The 18,239-nt window shown below is 40.1% G+C and carries 17 protein-coding genes and 2 pseudogenes; 7 read left to right on the forward strand and 12 right to left on the reverse strand.

All coding sequences use genetic code 11. From position 1 onward, the window contains the following. Positions 1 to 120: 120 nt before the first annotated feature. Positions 121 to 420, forward strand: a pseudogene (locus A9J31_RS03965) (ExbD/TolR family protein); the annotation flags it as partial. A gap of 103 nt (positions 421 to 523) precedes the next feature. Here the strand turns inward: A9J31_RS03965 and A9J31_RS03970 are convergent. The 6 genes from A9J31_RS03970 to A9J31_RS03995 all read right to left on the reverse strand — a co-directional run bounded on the left by A9J31_RS03970 (position 524) and on the right by A9J31_RS03995 (position 5,755). Next, positions 524 to 982, reverse strand: a complete 459-nt coding sequence (locus tag A9J31_RS03970; protein WP_067762670.1) for a nucleoside deaminase — start codon at positions 980 to 982, stop codon at positions 524 to 526. 39 nt (positions 983 to 1,021) lie between these two features. Further along, the gene (gene bioD / locus A9J31_RS03975) at positions 1,022 to 1,666 is read right to left on the reverse strand and encodes a dethiobiotin synthase (protein WP_067762671.1); all 645 of its coding nucleotides are present in this window, start codon (positions 1,664 to 1,666) and stop codon (positions 1,022 to 1,024) included. Then, positions 1,663 to 2,454, reverse strand: coding sequence for a malonyl-ACP O-methyltransferase BioC (gene bioC, locus A9J31_RS03980; protein ID WP_150923103.1), 792 nt, complete (start codon positions 2,452 to 2,454; stop codon positions 1,663 to 1,665). Before bioC ends, bioD begins: the two co-directional genes overlap by 4 nt. Positions 2,455 to 2,456: 2 nt before the next feature. Continuing rightward, complete coding sequence (locus A9J31_RS03985; RefSeq protein WP_067762673.1) at positions 2,457 to 3,614, reverse strand: 8-amino-7-oxononanoate synthase; 1,158 nt, start codon at positions 3,612 to 3,614, stop codon at positions 2,457 to 2,459. Then, positions 3,611 to 4,936: an adenosylmethionine--8-amino-7-oxononanoate transaminase gene (gene bioA / locus A9J31_RS03990; RefSeq protein WP_162270470.1), complete on the reverse strand. Its 1,326-nt coding sequence runs from the start codon at positions 4,934 to 4,936 to the stop codon at positions 3,611 to 3,613. The genes A9J31_RS03985 and bioA overlap by 4 nt, the downstream gene beginning before the upstream one ends. 87 nt (positions 4,937 to 5,023) lie before the next feature. Beyond that, positions 5,024 to 5,755, reverse strand: a complete 732-nt coding sequence (locus A9J31_RS03995) for a lipase family protein (protein ID WP_067762674.1) — start codon at positions 5,753 to 5,755, stop codon at positions 5,024 to 5,026. Positions 5,756 to 5,944: 189 nt separating this feature from the next. Between A9J31_RS03995 and A9J31_RS04000 the strand changes: the two genes are divergently transcribed. Continuing rightward, complete coding sequence (locus A9J31_RS04000) at positions 5,945 to 6,511, forward strand: peroxiredoxin (RefSeq protein ID WP_067762675.1); 567 nt, start codon at positions 5,945 to 5,947, stop codon at positions 6,509 to 6,511. Between the two features lie 57 nt (positions 6,512 to 6,568). Here A9J31_RS04000 and ftn read toward each other — a convergent pair whose 3' ends face one another. The 4 genes and pseudogenes from ftn to A9J31_RS04020 all read right to left on the reverse strand — a co-directional run bounded on the left by ftn (position 6,569) and on the right by A9J31_RS04020 (position 10,921). Next, positions 6,569 to 7,033 (reverse strand): heteropolymeric bacterioferritin subunit Ftn, encoded by a 465-nt coding sequence (gene ftn, locus A9J31_RS04005; protein ID WP_067762676.1) that lies wholly within the window; start codon positions 7,031 to 7,033, stop codon positions 6,569 to 6,571. Positions 7,034 to 7,409: 376 nt separating this feature from the next. After that, the gene (rlmF, locus tag A9J31_RS04010) at positions 7,410 to 8,384 is read right to left on the reverse strand and encodes a 23S rRNA (adenine(1618)-N(6))-methyltransferase RlmF (protein WP_067762677.1); all 975 of its coding nucleotides are present in this window, start codon (positions 8,382 to 8,384) and stop codon (positions 7,410 to 7,412) included. A 371-nt stretch (positions 8,385 to 8,755) separates the two neighbouring features. Then, positions 8,756 to 9,559, reverse strand: a pseudogene (locus tag A9J31_RS04015) (IS5 family transposase). A 93-nt stretch (positions 9,560 to 9,652) separates the two neighbouring features. After that, positions 9,653 to 10,921 (reverse strand): MFS transporter, encoded by a 1,269-nt coding sequence (locus A9J31_RS04020; protein ID WP_067762678.1) that lies wholly within the window; start codon positions 10,919 to 10,921, stop codon positions 9,653 to 9,655. Positions 10,922 to 11,129: 208 nt separating this feature from the next. On the opposite strand from A9J31_RS04020, the gene A9J31_RS04025 reads away from it, so the two are divergent. From A9J31_RS04025 to putP, 5 genes are all read left to right on the forward strand, one after another. After that, positions 11,130 to 11,768: a 1-acyl-sn-glycerol-3-phosphate acyltransferase gene (locus tag A9J31_RS04025; RefSeq protein ID WP_067762679.1), complete on the forward strand. Its 639-nt coding sequence runs from the start codon at positions 11,130 to 11,132 to the stop codon at positions 11,766 to 11,768. 61 nt (positions 11,769 to 11,829) lie between these two features. Beyond that, positions 11,830 to 12,753 (forward strand): patatin-like phospholipase family protein, encoded by a 924-nt coding sequence (locus A9J31_RS04030; RefSeq protein WP_067762680.1) that lies wholly within the window; start codon positions 11,830 to 11,832, stop codon positions 12,751 to 12,753. A gap of 97 nt (positions 12,754 to 12,850) precedes the next feature. After that, positions 12,851 to 13,327, forward strand: a complete 477-nt coding sequence (locus A9J31_RS04035; RefSeq protein ID WP_067762681.1) for an NfeD family protein — start codon at positions 12,851 to 12,853, stop codon at positions 13,325 to 13,327. Between the two features lie 16 nt (positions 13,328 to 13,343). Continuing rightward, positions 13,344 to 14,198, forward strand: coding sequence for an SPFH domain-containing protein (locus A9J31_RS04040; protein WP_067762682.1), 855 nt, complete (start codon positions 13,344 to 13,346; stop codon positions 14,196 to 14,198). A 217-nt stretch (positions 14,199 to 14,415) separates the two neighbouring features. Next, positions 14,416 to 15,906 (forward strand): sodium/proline symporter PutP, encoded by a 1,491-nt coding sequence (putP, locus tag A9J31_RS04045; RefSeq protein WP_067762683.1) that lies wholly within the window; start codon positions 14,416 to 14,418, stop codon positions 15,904 to 15,906. Between the two features lie 120 nt (positions 15,907 to 16,026). Here the strand turns inward: putP and A9J31_RS04050 are convergent, their stop codons facing one another. After that, entirely contained in the window at positions 16,027 to 16,935 is a 909-nt protein-coding gene (locus A9J31_RS04050) for a polyprenyl synthetase family protein (RefSeq protein ID WP_067762684.1), read from the reverse strand. A gap of 192 nt (positions 16,936 to 17,127) precedes the next feature. Next, a complete protein-coding gene (locus A9J31_RS04055; protein ID WP_067762685.1) occupies positions 17,128 to 18,063 on the reverse strand; it encodes a GGDEF domain-containing protein in 936 nt (311 codons plus the stop codon). Positions 18,064 to 18,239 lie beyond the last annotated feature (176 nt).

Here is an 18,239-nt window from a genome sequence, read left to right on the forward strand (position 1 = left end):
ATGCACGTGTAGCAGTTCTTAACAGATTTACGGAATTAGGTCGACCACTTACCCAAGTTACGCCTTAAATTTGGCTCAATTAGGGGCGCTTTGCATTTCAAATCTTTGTGCAACAAAGCCATTCCAAATAACTCAATTAATATTGATCTACCCAATGGAACACCACCGCCAACCAATGAAAAACCACCTGAACCGGTGACACTTAAAATTGATGCGCAAGGTAAATTATTTTGGAATGGTCAAGCCGTTGCAAATAAGCAAGCTTTAGAAACACTTTTTGCTGGTGTTGCACAACAAGCAGATCAGGATACGATTAAAGTGCAACCTGACAAAATGACAGAATATAAAGATGTCGCTATGGTGATGGCAGCAGCACAACGTTTGAATGTCAAAAAAATTGGGGTCTCAGCAAATCAATAATTGCTCACCAACAAAAAAGCCAACTGATCAACTCAGTTGGCTTTTTTAATTCTTCACAGAAATCTATACAGTTAGTGACTCAGACAAAAACACTTAGTATTTATTACATATTTTTCTGCTTCCAAAAATCATATAGCTTATGATCACAGTTTGGCTTTAACTGACTAAAACTCAACCCGTCCTGTTTATGTGGTTCAAGTCTTAATTTTTCAGCAATCTCTGCTGTAGATAAACCATAGACTTCTGCATCAGCATTTGAATAGGCATATACAATTTTTTCAACTCCAACCATTCGCAGAGCCGCCAAACACATTGGACACGGTTGTCCGCTCGCATAAACGACACAGTCCTTCAAAGAGGTCGTATTTAAATTTTGTGCGGCTTGTCTTAATGCATTTAACTCGGCATGAGATGTCGGATCGCCTGAGATTAATATTTGATTCACCCCTGTACTCACCACAATGCCATGCTTAACGATCACAGCCCCAAATGGCCGACCACCTTGCTCAATATTTTCTTTCGCAAGTTGAATCGCAAGTTCTATAAACGCATGATCCGTCATAAATACGCCCAATCATTATTAATATAAAGAGTTAGCCCATTATGCCAATACAGGAACATCAATCCATAATGCTTGTGGAAAGTGTTTCGCTAAATATGCTTTTAAATATTCAGCAGTATCTTTAGAAATCAATGCATCTTGCGATTCATCATTTAAATTATAAGCGAGTGCATAAAGCACTAAGCCACGACTTTTTAATGCTTCCAAACTTAAAATCGTATGGTTAATGCTGCCCAAACGACCTGATGTCACCAAAATAACGGGATATTGGTTCTCTACAACATAATCGATTGTTAAAAGATCCGTGGTCAATGGCACCATCAAACCGCCCGCACCTTCCAATAAAACCGCTTGATATTTTTCTTTCAGTTGTTTGGTGGCAAACTCAATTTTTGCAAAATCTATTTCACGCCCATCGAGTTTGGTGGCTAAATGTGGCGATGCTGGATAAGTAAAAATTTCAGGCATGGTCAGCTTGGTTTCATCTTCAAGCAAAAAACCTGTACCCATAATCTGACGATGCTGCTCAATATCTTCAGAAACATCAACATTGCCGGTTTGAATCAGCTTTTGCGTGATCGTTCGTATCCCTTGTTCATTCCATATTTTCGCCAAATAGCCTGTGGTATAGGTTTTGCCAATTCCTGTATCAATCCCACTGATAAAATATACAGACCCTGTCATGGCTTTCTCCGCGCTATGCAATAGATAGGATGATAGGTCAGTGCATATTGCAGATGACCTGCTTCATCTTTTTCAGAAAACTGTTGATACTCTTGATAAAATTTTTGCAGACTGTATTTTGTCCAGCGATAACCACTCCCTGTTGCCGTGACACCAGTGGCTTTTAAATGCTGTAACACCTGTTTGGGATGAGTGAAATCCAAGTGATACCGCTGTTCAGATAGATGCAAAATTTCAAATTGATTGCCGACTAAGATATCCACTATCTGTGCTGCGCTAAAGTAATTCAGGCCTTGCCCAGTCAAGGTTTTTATTTCAATCAAATTTTGTGGGCCAAAACTGGAAAAACAAAAATAGCCATCCTCACTAAGTGAATTATGCACTTTAGCCGTTAATGCATTGAAATCCGTTAACCATTGCAATGCCGAACACGATGCAACTAGGTTTAAAGCCTTTGGCAACGCCACCTGTTCAATATCACCAATAAGCCAATCAATTTGAGTTGAGCTATTTGAAAGTGCTGAAAAATGCTGCTGAACTTCAGCATACAAATCATTCAACAACAATTTTTTTATACGAAACTGCTCTAATAATTGATCGGTTAAATTTCCTGAACCACAGCCAATTTCCAAAACTTCAGAGAATTCGTGTGACGGCAGATGTTTAGCCATTAAGCCAGCCAAATGTAATGCAATTTGCTTTTGCACTACGGCATGTTCACTATAGCTCAGCCCTGCTTGCGCAAAGCGTAGCGCCACGTGTGCTTTATCAATATCCATGCGTGTCAATCTCAAAGCAACGCAATCAGTTGCTCTAACTCAGCGGACTGAAGCTGAGCATTTAAGGAAATACGCAGGCGCGAGCTATGTTGCGGCACCGTTGGCGGACGCACTGGCATGATGTAAAAACCGGCCTGTTGTAAAGCTTTCGACTTTTTAACCGTTTTCAAGGAGTCGCCAATAATCACTGGCACAATATGCGAACTCGATGGGCAGGTAAAACCTTTGGCTTGTATTGCCTGCTGCAAACTTTTACTCATTTGTGCAAGATGGCTGCGTAAATGATTAAGGCTCAGTACGCGCTGAAAAATAAAATTCGTCCACGCCATACAGATCGGTGGCTGCGCGGTGCTAAAAATTAAAGGACGCATTTTATTGATTAAACAATCTCGAATAATCGGATGACAAATTAGGTAACCGCCAATGGATGCTAGCGCTTTACCAAAAGTGCCGACCAATAAATCAATCTGATCAATCACGCTATATTGTTCTGCACATCCGAGTCCCTGCTCACCACGCACACCAATTGCATGTGCCTCATCAACATACAGCATGACTTTAGCAAATTGCTGTTTAATCGCGACCAATGCGGCAAGATCAGTTTCATCACCATCCATACTAAAAATGGATTCGGTCACCACAATAATTCGTTCAATCTCAATATCGTCATGGTAGCGACCTAACAACTGTGTCAGATGTGCTAAATCATTATGGCGATAACGCACGTATTTCGCCGTGGATAAACGAATGCCATCAATCATGCTGGCATGAATCAGCTTATCGGCCAAAATTAAGGTTTTGCTGTCCGCCAGTGCCGGTAAAATTCCAATATTCATGTGGTAGCCACTGTTAAATAACAGCACTGCACGTCCATGAAAGGCATGGGTTAAACTTTGTTCGAGCAGTTCATATGCAGGGAAATTACCAGTTAACAACCGCGAAGAAGATGAACTCATCCAGCGTTGGCTATTCGGTGTTTCATCAAAAAATTGCTCACGTAGCTGTGTATTTGCAGCCAGTCCCAAATAGTCATTGGACGATAAATTCAGCATGCGCTGCTTATCTATTTCAATCCATCGATCAGTCTGAATATTGGAGCGAAACTGACGAAAGTTACCTTGAGTTTTTAACTCATCCAACTGTTCTGCATAGTGATCAAGCATACTCATGCTGCTCTCTCCCCCAGTCCTTGCACCACTTCTTGCAATTGCTGCAACAACACAGCCAACTGCTGCTCAGAAATAATGTACGGCGGCATCACATACACCAGTTTACCAAAAGGGCGCACCCAAATTCCGCGTCGCACAAATTCCTGTTGCAAGGTTTTCATATCAACATTAAAGCTTAATTCCACAACACCAATGGCACCAAGCACACGCACATCTTGCACATAATTGAGTTTAGCTAACGAACTCAAGCCCAACTTTAGCTGTTGTTCTATACGTTGAATATTACTCGCCCAGTCCTGTTGCATTAAAAGTTGGGTACTTTTCAGCGCAACTGCACACGCCAGCGGATTCGCCATAAAGGTTGGCCCATGCATAAATACACCTGCCTCACCCTGACTTATGGTTTCTGCGATATGCTTGGTAGTCAGAGTTGCAGACAAAGTCATATAACCGCCAGTCAAGCCTTTGCCAATACACATAATGTCTGGTTCAATTCCTGCCCATTCCCATGCAAATAATTTTCCGGTACGGCCAAAGCCTGTGGCAATTTCATCAAAAATCAATAAAACCTGATATTTCTCACAGAGTAATTGGGCTTGGCGTAAATATTCTGGGTGATAAAAACGCATCCCCCCAGCACCTTGCACAATCGGCTCCAAAATCAACGCTGCAATGTGTTCATGCTGCGCAGCCAAAGTTTGTTCAAGCTCTAAAATGTCGCCAGGATTCCACACCTCATCAAAGGCCGTTTGCGGTGCGGCAACAAAAATTCGATTGGGTAAACTGGAACCAAATATTTGATGCATGCCAGTCACAGGGTCACAAACCGACATGGCATTCCATGTATCTCCGTGATAGCCCGAGCGTGGTGTAATAAAGTTGGTTTTTTTATTTTTTAAAGATGCGGCGCCAGATTGGGTAGACCCATTTTTAGAAGACCAGTATTGCACGGCCATTTTCATAGCGACTTCAACTGCCACCGAACCAGAATCAGCATAAAAAATTTTATCTAAAGATGGTGGCGTGATTTTGAGCAGCAAGCGTCCTAATTCAATTGCAGGGTCATGAGTTAAGCCGCCAAACATGATATGTGACATATTTTTCAGCTGATCAACCACTGCCTGATTTAGTTCAGGATGATTATAACCATGAATTGCACACCACCATGATGACATGCCATCAATCAGCTGTGTGCCATCTTCCAGCTCAATAACTGCCCCAAATGCACGTTTGACTTTAAAGGTCGGTAATGGCGCTGTTATGGAAGTATAAGGATGCCAAAGGTGCTGCTGATCAAATTGTAGATCGGTTAGTTCGGTCATCCTTAACTCCATATAAGCGCGGTATTGCATCAATGCGGAATGATGTTAAACCTGCTGGAATCAAAAATAAATTGCGATATAGGCCAGCTATACGGAGATTTGTTCAATTTTCTTTAAATATTGGTAGATTTTGCAACTTATGCTTTCAGCATCAAATAAAGGAAAGCCATGTGAGCCAGAAACTAATTCAGTTTGTAAAAATTCTACTGCTAAATTTCGCAATAAACGTTCAACTTTGTAACTAACTAAATAATCTTGCTTGGCAAAAACATGATACTGATAACCACTATAATTTTTTAAGATACTTACATTATTTAATTTTTCCAAGCAACTCAACCCCGCATGAAGCACATCTAAATTTTGCGCCTGAATTAAACTTTGCAAAGTTACAAAATCTTGCTTGGTACTATCAGTCCCTTGACACACCATGAAACCGAACTTCTTTAAAGTAGCAATAGCATCTTGTTGAAAGGATTGTTTAAAGTGCTGAAAACTCATTTGATCCATTGCTGCTGACCAGTCTTGATTAGCAACAAAACAAGGATTTGAACCTAGCGTGATCAGGACTTTTTTCTGCTGATATTGTTTTTGTATTGCATCTACCAAAATAGTCGCCAACTGACCGCCTAAAGACCAACCGATAATCACATCAAATTGTTTTGCCTGTTCAACTTTCTGTGCAAGCACGTCTTTGTTTAAAGCATCAAAAATGTTCCAGAGTTCAACACTGAAGCCCTGTCCAATTAATGCCTGCTGTAAAGGAGTAAGTAATTTACTGCCGCCGCCCCATCCGGTAATAAGTAAAATATGTTGATTCAATGCAAACTCTAAAATTAACCGATTCCAAATAGTATAAAAGTTCAAAGTAAGTTTGATAGTGGCATTTCAGCACATCAACCGATTTGCAAAATACATTTGGGATCAATTTCGATAGATATAAAATCTGACTGCCTACATCGCTTTAAAATTTGCTAAGATCAGATAAAGAACAATATAAACTGATACTCTATGAAAGTTTCTTCATTGCTAAAAATCTGTTTAATGACATGTGCTTTAATAGCAACCACCCAAATCACAGTTGCCGAAACATCAATACTCAGCACCAGTCAAAACAAACAAAAACAATGGGTAGGCACCCCCGCACCCAACTTTAAATTGCAAGATCAAAACGGAAAATGGCACGAACTGAAGCAATATCAAGGGAAATGGCTTGTTCTGTACTTTTACCCCAAAGATAACTCCCCAGGTTGTACAGAAGAGGCCAATCAATTTAAAACCCTATATGCACAATTTTTAAAAAGTAATGCTGTTGTTTTGGGCGCAAGCTTAGATGATGTTGCTTCACATCAAAAGTTCTCTAAAGCACTGGGACTTCCCTTTCCAATTCTTGCCGATCAACAACATAAGCTAGCGACACAGTTAGGCATTGTACGAAACTTAGGGATTTTAAAAGTTGCCAAACGTGAAACCTTTCTCATTGATCCGAAAGGTATTATTGTTTATCACTACACCAGTGTGAATACACAGACACATGCGGCGCAAGTTTTGGCAGATATCAAAAAACTACAACAATAGTTTTCATGACTTAATAAAAAACCCAGCTTGTGCTGGGTCTTTAGATTTTTTCGCAAATTACATTTGAGACTGAATATAGTTTGGTAGGCCAATCAGTTCGATCAAACGCATTTGCTTTTCAAGCCAGTAGGTATGATCTTCTTCAGTATCTGACATTTGCTGACGCAGCATATCACGGGTCACATAGTCACCCTTTTCTTCACACAATTTTACGCCTTGTGCAAGTTTCTCACGAACATGATATTCAAGCGCCAAATCCGCTTTTAAACAGGTCACAACGTCTGTGCCGACTTCAATATCATCACGATTCATATTCGGCGTTCCTTCAAGGAACAATACGCGACGAATCAATGCATCTGCATGTGAGCCTTCTTCTTGGCTTTCATGATCGATACGTTCAAAGATTTTACTTAAACCCCAATCTTCATACATACGGGAATGAATTAAGTATTGATCACGAGCAGCCAGTTCGCCACCGATCAGCATATTTAAGTAGTCTACGACTTCTGGATTGCCACGCATTTTCTTCACTCCATACCCTTTTCAAATATTATGGACAAGTTTCAAAATGAATGCAAAATATAATTTTTGTAAGCTTATGATTTATATAAAATTTAAATGATAAACATACGCATTTGCAGTTCAATTCCGCGCATTTTTCACATATAAAAGAAGCCCTTGCAGAATATTCAAAGCGCTTAGAACACAAAATAAGCAAAAATCGCTGAATGCTGTTTTTTGTAACAATTAACAATGCGTCTTGTTTAGCACAACTATCGCCTGATTGATTCAACACACCATGCTTGCGCTGCTGTGTTTATTGATATAGGAAACTCTTTACTGATGCTTCATGCATTGCATGCCCAAAACAAAGTGAACACTTCGAGCAAAGGCAGGCTTAAGCTGAAGTCCAACGTGCATTCTTCCACGCTTGCTGTTGTCTTAAATCTAAAAAGGTCCAAGCGACAAAACGGCTTTCTTTTTGTCCCTGCGTCATTTTAATGGTTTTTACATCCACTGCTCCGCCCTTCGCTAAGGCATTTAACAGCACAGGCAATGTTGTTTTCTTGGAAACCAGCGTACTAAACCAAAGGCATTGCTCAGCAAACTGAATACTCTCTTGCACCATTTGGCAGACAAATCGTTCTTCGCCGCCATCACACCAAAGTTCGTTCTTTTGACCTCCAAAGTTTAACACCACCTTTGTACGATCAACCTGCTTGCCCAGTTTTCTTAATTTTTGAGTGGCTGTCGCGTTTGCTTCATCTTGCGAAGCATGAAATGGCGGATTACACATGGTCAAATCAAAACGATCTGAAGATTTAATTACGCCTTTGAAAATATTACTCGCTGCCTTCTGCAATCGAATCTGAATCCCTTTACGCAGATTCGGATTAGCCTCCACAATAAATTGAGCACTTTTAACCGATGCAGAATGAATATCTGAGCCAACAAATTTCCAACCATAGCTCCGATGACCAATGATCGGATAAATACAGTTCGCGCCAACCCCAATATCTAACACTTGAACGTTGTGTCCAGTTGGAATCTGCCCTTCGTTGTTGGCACTCAACAAGTCAGCCAAATAGTGAATATAGTCCGCTCGACCTGGAATAGGCGGACAAAGATAATCTTGAGGAATATCCCAATATTGAATGCCATAAAAATGCTTAAGCAATGCTTTATTCAGCATTTTCACAGCGTGCGGATCAGAGAAATCTACCGATAAATCGTTATATTTATTCGGGCTGACAAAAGGTGCAAGTTCCGGACAACTCTTAATTAACTGAGGAAAATCGTAACGACTGCGATGCAGATTTCGTGCATGTAATTCCAATTTTTGTTGCGGAAAAAATTTCTTTGCTTGCGCCATATGTATGCCAATAATCAAAGGGAGAACAGAATCATCTGATAAGGCAGGATCTATACCTGCAAATTAACTAATATTGTACGTGAATTTGACCATCTATGACGCCCCTATCCTTTTATTTGTCTATCTGCAAATCATTAACCACTTGGAAGTCTATTCTTATTTAATCTGGACATCTTTGTTTGCTATAGCACTAAATTTCATTAAATAAAACCGTGGAATATTGATTGAAAATAGTCGCGGGACATGAAGAATCAATAAAAAGTCCAATCAGTGATCACTAGGCTTTTCACAAAAGCGTAAGACAATGATTTATATTAAAGGCTTTGTTGCACAAAGATTTGAAATGCAAAGCGCCCCTAATTGAGCCAAATTTAAGGCGTAACTTGGGTAAGTGGTCGACCTAATTCCGTAAATCTGTTAAGAACTGCTACACGTGCATGGATCTCATTCACTTGGCTATCAAAACTCCTTGCACTGAGTTTATCTCCTAATAATTTGATGCAATGCATCTTAGTTTCAACCAAACTTCGCCGATGATAGCCTGACCATTTTTTCCATAGTGTCCTGCCTGAGAAGCACTGCTTCGCAAGATTAACTGTTCGAAGTAATTCATTTCGCTCTAGCGAGCTACTCTTTGTATCTTTTCATGGTTTCGCATTTTTTCTAGGTGGAATCACCGCATGCCCTTGCCGATCTGCAATGACCTGACGGCATTGCTTGGTGTCATAAGCTTCATCAGTATAAACAGAGTCAATCCGCTCATTTTGTGGAATCTGATTAAGTAAATCACCAAGCACCTGTGAATCACTGACATTATTGGTTGTAAGCTGAACTGCTCGTATTTGTAGGGTTTTAGCATCTATACCAATATGCTTTTGTCTTCTACAAAGCGTGGTGTAATCTGGAGCTATCCAATTTAATCCGCAAAGTTTAATCAGACTTTGCACAAAGCCAGTAACCATACGTAAAGACAGACGAAATAAGGATTTAATCATTAAGCAGCATTGGATGGCTGCGTCGGAGTAGGTTTGATTTCGCCCTTGTTTGCCTTTTGATGGCGCATACCATTGCGTAGCAGGATCAAACCAAATGGCAATATTTCCGCGACTCATAAGTGCTCGGTTATATGCGGGCCAATTGGTTGTGCGGTAGATTTTGTGTGCAGGCTTCTTCATTTGAAAATTATATCGCTGAAAAAGCCTTTACAGATAGGTTTGTGCAACAAAGCCGTTTTAGCTGATAAATACAAACTTAGAATAAATCACTATTTAAAGATCATTTTGCTCATGTTTTATGACTTTCCCCCACATCAATATCGGTACTAGGCTGCACGCTGCCAAAGCTGTGATCAAATATAAATACGTGCTATACCCCAGCACATCTGCAAATACGCCACTCACACTATACAATCCACCACTCACCGTCGCCATCAACGCAACTTGAAAAGTAAAATCTGTGCCTGCAACTGCTTTACGACTATATTGCATGACTAAGGTCAGCATCACGACCAAGAGCATGGCTGAAACCATATCTTCAAAAGCATTAATGAAATAAATTATCCAAGCATCTACAAGTCGCTTTAATTCGTATTGCAAACCTAACCATGCATAAGCCATTAGGCTGATGATTTTTAATATCGAAAAAGCAATCAAGGCATGTACACGCGAGAGATACTTCAAACTATAACCGGCTAAACCTGCCCCAACGAGTGCAGCAATAGCACCCAACATCGTCACATAGATTCCAATTTGACTAAAACTCAAACCTAAATCCACCATTAACGGCTTGAGCAGCGGCCCAGCAAAACCATCTGCAATTTTAAAAGTCAGCAGCACCAGCAGCCACATACGAAGTGTTTTGGTTTGGGTAAAATAAATCAGATACTGTTTTACAACTTGCCATAACGTTTGTTTGTTTACATGTGAATGCTGAGAGACGATCTGCTCTTTTTTAGGCTCTTGGTAAAACAGAATGGCTAAAGTATTTAAAAATACGATACCTGCTAAGCATAAAAAAGTTGTTTGCCAATGCAACCAATCCAGTGCCCAAAGTACCGCGCCACCACCGACAATAAAACCGAGACGCGATCCAACAACTTGAAATGTATTGCCCCAATGCTGCTGATCAGATTTTAAAATATTCACTGCCAAACCGTCAGTTGCGATATCTTGCGTGGCACCCACCAAATTCAGGCTAAGCAGTACCATAAAAAACATCAACAGATATACAGGCTCATCTAAATTGGCGATCGGTAAAAAAGATAAAACTATCAGGATGATGACACTTAAAAACTGGGTCGGAATAATCCAACTGCGATAATGCCCATAGCGCTTTGAACCTTGTCGGTCTACCAATGGTGCCCAAAGTATTTTGATTGACCAAGGCAGCATCAATAAGCCAAAACCACCTATATGTGCCAGTGATACTCCCTGAGCTCTTAATATGACAGGCAAGGCATGTGTCATAAACCCAACTGGCAAACCTTGTGCCCAATACAAGGAAAATAATAGAACATAGAGTTGGCGGTTTGAAACCATAAACGTCCCTGTATCAAATAAGCAAAATATGCAGTGAGCAGCTAAAACTACAGCGATTATGCCAATGAACTCCAATTCACGACAACATATGATACGAACAACCTTATTTGAGTTGATGATTCAACATTGCTCTGCACTTTTTATTAACGAATCATTTTAGAAAATTGTCAATTTAAGGTATCGCTCTAACACTTTTACAGAATATAAAATGAATAATAAAACACATACTGATTTTCCCGAACTACCACCTCTCGCTCCATCGCGTGGATCTATTTATAGTCGTGCCATTTTTAAGCGTCTATTTTTAGCACAAGGTTGGCGCTTTGTTGGTGAATTTCCTAATTTACCTAAAGCCGTAGCGATCATCTCACCACATACCTCTAATATTGATGCTTGGCACGGCTTTCTCGCTTTACTTGGCATTGGTTTGAAAATCACCATCTTTGGCAAAAATAGCTTGTTTGATACCCCACTCAAACATTTACTTAATTGGGTGGGAGTTATTCCAGTCAATCGTGAAAACCCTAAAGGTCTAACTAATGAAATTGCTAACATTATTCAAGCAAACAAACAAATTTGGATTGGTATGGCACCCGAAGGCACACGGAAAAAAGCCGATAAAATTCGCAGTGGCTTTTATTACATTGCCCATGCATCTCACATTCCAATTGTGATGTTTGCTTTTGATTATGCACAAAAGACCATCCGTTGCTTAGGCGTATTTCATACCACTGGTAATTTTGATACCGATCTGAATGACATACTCAACTTATATCAAGGACAGTTTTCTCCTCGCAATCCAGAGTGGTTGGCGCTACCGTTACAAAAGCACTGGAAAAAGCCCTAGTCAAAACCTTCATTTTTTGATGAGATGAGCACTTTGTTTAATTAACAATCAGATTTCCAAAATGAAACTCGCACATTATTTTCTTCCAGGCCTGTTGGTACTTGGTCTTGTCGGTTGTGATTCAGCAACTAAAAAACCAGCTACTCCAACTCCAACCCCAGTAAAAGCTCGTGAACCAGTTATTGCGATTGCACTTGGCGGTGGTGGTGCAAAAGGCTTTGCGCATATTGGCGTTTTAAAAGTCCTTGAATCACATGGCATTAAGCCAAAAATCGTGACCGGTACGAGCGCAGGAAGTTTTGTCGGCAGCCTCTATGCAAGTGGTAAAACCCCTTACCAAATGCAACAAATCGCACTGAACTTTAAAGAATCTGATATTCGTGATCTAACTTTAAATAGCCAAGGCATTATACAGGGGCAAAAATTACAAGACTTTGTGAATAGAAATATTGGCAATAAACCGATTGAACAATTCCCGCGTCGTTTTGCGGCTGTCGCGACACGTTTAGACAACGGTAAGAAAACCGAATTCATTCGAGGGAATGCAGGACAGGCTGTACGTGCCTCGTGCAGTATTCCTAACGTATTTGTTCCAGCCACCATTGCAGGTGTCAAATATGTTGATGGTGGTTTAGTGAGTCCAATTCCTGTAAAAACTGCGCGCGATATGGGTGCAGATATTGTGATTGCCGTTGATATCTCAGCCCGACCTGATGGGACAAAAGCTGTAAGTATGTTCGGTCTACTTGACCAAACCATCAATATTATGGGGCAGCAAAGTATTAATGAAGAATTGAAAAATGCCAATATCGTGATACAGCCGAAAGTCGGTCATATTGGTACACTCGATTTGAAATCCAGCAATGCCACCATTTTAGAAGGTGAAAAAGCTGCACAACTAAAAATTGTCAGCATTGAAAAAGCAATCAGCAACTTTAAACAATCTCCTGCTGCATTTAAACCGGCGCCAAGAGCCAAAATTTAATTCAGCGATTTTTTTAATATTCATTAGCTTATACATCTGCTACATTGATATAGATGCTGGTTCATCTATATCAATTACCCAATATAAGAGTAGATGTATGGAATTTATTATAGAACCTTGGCACTGGTTCGTTCTGGGTGTTGCATTAATCCTGTTCGAATTGATTTTGCCTTCTTTTGCCGCACTCTGGTTTGGTGTATCGGCCATTTTGGTCGGCATTTTATATTGGATTTTTCCTTCAATGGACTTTAATGTCCAAATCATTATTTGGATCGTACTTTCCATCCTATGCACTTTTTCGTGGTTTAAATTTATTAAGCCCTTATCTACCGATAAAACCAAAGCTGGACTTTCTCGTGAAGCCACTATTGGACAAGTCGGCATGGTCATCCAAACCCAGCTAAATCATGGTTCAGTTAAAGTTCGTTTTCCTATGCCTGTACTTGGCTCTGATGAATGGCACTGTCGAACTCAAGATCAGCTCGAAGTGGGCGATCGCGTTCGAGTCATCGACATCTTAGGCAACGATTTAGTGGTTCAGCGCCATAGCAGTAGCCAAAATGACAATCTATAAATAAGAGAGAAATGAAATGTCAGGTGTTTCAATTGTTTTTTTAGCCTTCCTTGTTTTTGTGGCCGTCACCATCTTTAAAGGTGTTCGCATTGTGCCTCAGGGTTTTAAATGGATTGTGCAGCGCTTAGGTAAATACCATACTACCCTCAACCCAGGCCTAAACTTTGTCATTCCTTATATTGATGAAGTGGCTTATAAAGTGACCACCAAAGATATCGTGTTAGATATTCCATCTCAGGAAGTGATTTCACGTGACAATGCCGTACTATTAATGAATGCAGTAGCGTATATCAATCTCACTACGCCTGAAAAAGCGGTGTATGGTATTGAAAACTATACGTGGGCCATTCAAAACTTAGTACAAACCTCTCTACGTTCAATCGTAGGTGAAATGGACTTAGATGATGCGCTGTCATCGCGTGATCATATTAAAGCCAAACTCAAAGCTGCAATTTCAGATGATATTTCGGATTGGGGTATTACCCTTAAAACTGTCGAAATTCAAGATATTAAGCCATCTCACACCATGCAAGCAGCCATGGAAGAGCAAGCTGCAGCTGAGCGTCAACGCCGTGCAACAGTGACTAAAGCTGATGGTGAAAAGCAAGCAGCTATTTTAGAAGCTGATGGTCGTTTAGAAGCGTCTCGTCGTGATGCTGAAGCACAAGTGGTTTTAGCTGAATCTTCACAACGCGCGATTGAAATGGTGAGCTCAGCCGTCGGTGATCAAGAAATTCCTGTGGCATACCTGTTGGGTGAGCAATATGTCAAAGCCATGCAGGATATGGCGAAATCCAATAATGCGAAAACTGTGGTTCTACCAGCCGATATTCTTAATACCATTCGTGGTGTGATGGGCCGTAACCAATAATTTTTTGATTTCACAAGCTTCAAATGGGCAGCTAGAGACTGCCCATTTTTTGTGGTCACTGCGAAAATTGAAGCAAAAACAGTAAATTTATGTTTAAATTTCCCGTTATTTTTTGACGTATCAGGATCTTAAGCCTCTATTTACCAACATAATCAAGTAAATTCCGCTTAAATCCTCCGTTTTAAAAGCACTTGTCCAACGCCAAAACGGATATCGTATGAGCTCCCTAAATCCCACCCTAATTACTTTCCTCTTTTATATTGTCGCCATGGTCGTGATTGGTTTACTCGCATATCGTGCAACGAGTAACTTTTCTGACTACATTTTGGGTGGCAGACGCTTAGGTAGCTTTGTTACAGCGCTATCTGCCGGTGCATCCGATATGAGTGGCTGGCTACTTATGGGTCTACCCGGAGCAATCTACCTTTCAGGACTTTCTGAAATGTGGATTGCCATTGGCTTAATCATTGGTGCTTGGCTCAACTGGTTACTGGTTGCAGGCCGTCTTCGCGTACATACTGAAGTACAAAATAATGCGTTAACACTCCCCGACTATTTTTCTAATCGCTTTAATGATCAGAAAAAAATTCTGCGTATTGTTTCTGCCGTGATCATTTTGATTTTCTTTGCCATTTATTGTGCTTCAGGCATGGTTGCAGGTGCACGCTTATTCGAAAGTATGTTCGGCATGTCGTATAGCACTGCCCTATGGATCAGCGCAATTGCTACTGTAAGTTATGTCTTTATTGGTGGTTTCCTTGCTGTAAGCTGGACTGACACCATTCAAGCGGGCTTTATGATTTTCGCCTTATTACTCACCCCTATTGTGGTGATGTTATCGTTCTCAGACTTAACACAATTCACCATGGCACTTGAAACAGCACGCCCTCAAGCCATGGATGTTATTGGTGATCTGAGCTTTGTCGCGATCATGTCACTTTTAGCATGGGGTTTGGGCTACTTTGGTCAACCACATATTCTGGTACGCTTCATGGCAGCCGATTCAGTTAAATCTATTCCAAATGCGCGCCGCATTGGTATGACTTGGATGACACTGTGCTTAGGTGGTGCTGTAGCTGCTGGTTTCTTTGGTATTGCTTACTTCCAACAACATCCAGAACTTGCGGGTGTGGTAAGTGCCAACCCTGAAACGGTGTTTATGGAATTAACTAAAATTCTATTTAACCCTTGGGTTGCAGGTATTGTACTTGCAGCAATCTTAGCTGCCATTATGAGTACACTGAGCTGCCAGTTGCTCGTCTGTTCAAGTACGCTCACTGAAGACTTCTATAAATCGTTCCTTCGTAAATCAGCATCGCAAACAGAGTTGGTTTGGGTTGGCCGTATTATGGTGCTATTGATTTCAATTCTTGCCATCTACATGGCTGGTAATCCTGATTCAAAAGTTTTAGGTCTTGTTGCTTATGCATGGGCAGGATTTGGTGCCGCATTTGGTCCACTCATTATTTTGTCATTGTTTTGGAAACGTATGACGTTGAATGGTGCTTTAGCAGGTATGGTTGTCGGTGCTGTGATGGTGATTTTATGGAAAAACGTTTGGGGCGATACAGGCGTTTATGAAATCATTCCTGGCTTCATCTGCTCACTCATTGCAATTGTCGTTGTTAGCTTGATGGGTAAAGCACCTTCTAACGAAATTACAGATAAATTCGAAGAAGCAGACCGCATCTATAAAGAAAGCATTTAATCGGTTTTATATCGATCAAAAAGGACGCTCAGCGTCCTTTTTTTAAATCAGAAATTTTTATTTTACTGAAAAAAAGCCCATAACATCATGCAATGTTATGGGCAGTTCATCGTGCTTAATTTAGCTTTTTCGATTTAGTAAAAACTGCGTAATCTTCAGCAATTCTGTAGCATCATCACCAAAGTATGCTAAGGCATTAACAGCTTGATTATGTAATGTCTCAGCGTATTCTTTTGCTTGTTCTAAACCCAACAATGCAGGATAAGTCGATTTATCAACTTGTTGGTCTTTACCTGCTGTTTTTCCAAGCACTTCTGTATCTGCAATAATATCTAAAATGTCATCTTGAACTTGGAACGCTAAACCAATAGCAAGTCCAAACTCACGTAGTTTTGGAATGGCTTGATCTGTTCCATTAAAAATCGTCACTGCTGCCATCATAATTGCAGCAGAAATAAGTGCGCCAGTTTTATTACGATGAATATTTTCCAGTTGTTCTTGATTTACGTGCTTACCTTCGGCTTGTAAATCCAGCACTTGTCCATTGACCATTTTAGAAGTCGCAGTCGCTAAAATCTGCATTTGCTTTAATACAATTGGAGCGTCTACAGCAGCACCCTGATCAAATAAACGACTACCCAAAACTTCAAATGCCATCGATTGTAAAATATCACCTGCCAATAACGCAGTATCTTCACCGAATGCCACATGACATGTCGGTTGACCACGACGTAATAAATCATTGTCCATGCATGGCAAATCATCATGTGCCAATGAATAACAATGAATAAACTCAATTGCCACCGCTGCTCGGCGAACTGCCGCAGCATTTTGATTCGGATTTAATGCAGCTGTTGCATAGCAAAGTGCCGGACGAACACGTTTTCCACCCAACATCACAGCATGATACACCGCACCTTTTAACGGTTCTGGAATAGCAAAAGCATCCAGTGCTGTTAGTAAGTCCTGTTGAATACGCTCTTGCGCTTCAGTCAGGGCATAAGTAGAAACATCTGTTAATGAGGACACATTCACCTCGAATATTTAAATCAACTAAAATCTAGTATGTTTAGCAAACCCGTTGCTAAACCTATGGTCATTTTGACTTGTTGCATGATACTGCTTTCTGTACGTATTCTCTATGCTCATTGTCAAATCTGCTTATTAATCATTCACTGGTCTATTTATCTCTTCACATTCGATAATTTTTAAAAAGCACCATTAACATTCGAATAAATTAATACCGTCACCGTCGCTATAACAAGTACAATTTTTAGAGCTATATTTTGCTTGATATAAAGCTTGATCTGCTTTGGCCAAAGTCTCAGCTAAGACCCCATCTTGATATTGATGTGCAACGCCGCATGAAATCGAAAGTTTCAGAACCTTATCAGCATAGTTTGCAGACATAGCTGAGACTTGATGACAACATTGCTGTGCTATATGACATGCATCTTTTAATTGCATATCTGGCAACGCAATTACAAATTCTTCACCACCAATTCGAAATACGTAAGCATCCTCCATGCTTTCAATCACACGCATTAAAATTTGAGCAGATTTCACTAAAATTTCATCGCCAAAATCATGTCCATAAATATCATTAATCTGCTTAAAGTTATCTAAATCACACATAATCAAACTCATTTCAGATAAGTCTTGGCGTGCAAGTTTGAGTTGCCATTCTTCTATCTGCAAATCAAAACCACGACGATTCAGCACTTGTGTCAAATGATCGATATAGACTTGCTGCTTCAACAATTGATTGTGTTGCATTAATTTCTGTTCAGATTGTTTTAAATTAGTGATATCTGCACAACACAGCATGACATGCTTTAACTGACCATCATGCAAATAATGCGGTTTTAAAGTCAGCCAATAGTGTCGTTCACTTTCCGAATAAATAAACGGTTCAATATGCTCCATCTCTAAGCAACGCAAACTAAATTCAGATTGATTCGGCTGTACACTCAACATTATTTCGAGTTTATTGGAGATGAGTTGACTTAAGTCTGTTCGAAAACTACGTTGAAAAAGTTGATTCGCACACAATAAGTCAGCAGTTGCGGAAAAAAGCGCAGCAGGCATTGGCAGTGCATCAAGGACTGCTAAATGTTCTACTGAAAGTTCCTGTTTTATTAAGTCATTTTTAAGCATGTTCGAGCCAGTTTTTTCAGGGTATAGCTATGCGGAATGCTATCAAATGAAATGTGATAAATATCACTCTATTCTTCTAATATTAAATGCAGTACATATTATATTTAAATATATACTAAATAATGCTTTATATATTCATTAAAAGAATAAAGGCAAAAAAAAGCCCCTGCTGAGCA

It is taken from the genome of Acinetobacter gandensis (genome assembly GCF_001678755.1).
GTDB classification, from domain to species: Bacteria; Pseudomonadota; Gammaproteobacteria; order Pseudomonadales; family Moraxellaceae; genus Acinetobacter; species Acinetobacter gandensis.

What these genes read in the sequence shown, in the direction of transcription:
- A9J31_RS03970 (WP_067762670.1), bottom strand. Translation starts at nt 982, where the DNA reads ATGACGGATCATGCGTTTATAGAACTTGCGATTCAACTTGCGAAAGAA.
- bioD (WP_067762671.1), bottom strand. Translation starts at nt 1,666, where the DNA reads ATGACAGGGTCTGTATATTTTATCAGTGGGATTGATACAGGAATTGGC.
- A9J31_RS03985 (WP_067762673.1), bottom strand. Translation starts at nt 3,614, where the DNA reads ATGAGTATGCTTGATCACTATGCAGAACAGTTGGATGAGTTAAAAACT.
- bioA (WP_162270470.1), bottom strand. Translation starts at nt 4,936, where the DNA reads ATGACCGAACTAACCGATCTACAATTTGATCAGCAGCACCTTTGGCAT.
- A9J31_RS04000 (WP_067762675.1), top strand. Translation starts at nt 5,945, where the DNA reads ATGAAAGTTTCTTCATTGCTAAAAATCTGTTTAATGACATGTGCTTTA.
- ftn (WP_067762676.1), bottom strand. Translation starts at nt 7,033, where the DNA reads ATGCGTGGCAATCCAGAAGTCGTAGACTACTTAAATATGCTGATCGGT.
- rlmF (WP_067762677.1), bottom strand. Translation starts at nt 8,384, where the DNA reads ATGGCGCAAGCAAAGAAATTTTTTCCGCAACAAAAATTGGAATTACAT.
- A9J31_RS04020 (WP_067762678.1), bottom strand. Translation starts at nt 10,921, where the DNA reads ATGGTTTCAAACCGCCAACTCTATGTTCTATTATTTTCCTTGTATTGG.
- A9J31_RS04025 (WP_067762679.1), top strand. Translation starts at nt 11,130, where the DNA reads ATGAATAATAAAACACATACTGATTTTCCCGAACTACCACCTCTCGCT.
- A9J31_RS04030 (WP_067762680.1), top strand. Translation starts at nt 11,830, where the DNA reads ATGAAACTCGCACATTATTTTCTTCCAGGCCTGTTGGTACTTGGTCTT.
- A9J31_RS04035 (WP_067762681.1), top strand. Translation starts at nt 12,851, where the DNA reads ATGGAATTTATTATAGAACCTTGGCACTGGTTCGTTCTGGGTGTTGCA.
- A9J31_RS04040 (WP_067762682.1), top strand. Translation starts at nt 13,344, where the DNA reads ATGTCAGGTGTTTCAATTGTTTTTTTAGCCTTCCTTGTTTTTGTGGCC.
- putP (WP_067762683.1), top strand. Translation starts at nt 14,416, where the DNA reads ATGAGCTCCCTAAATCCCACCCTAATTACTTTCCTCTTTTATATTGTC.
- A9J31_RS04055 (WP_067762685.1), bottom strand. Translation starts at nt 18,063, where the DNA reads ATGCTTAAAAATGACTTAATAAAACAGGAACTTTCAGTAGAACATTTA.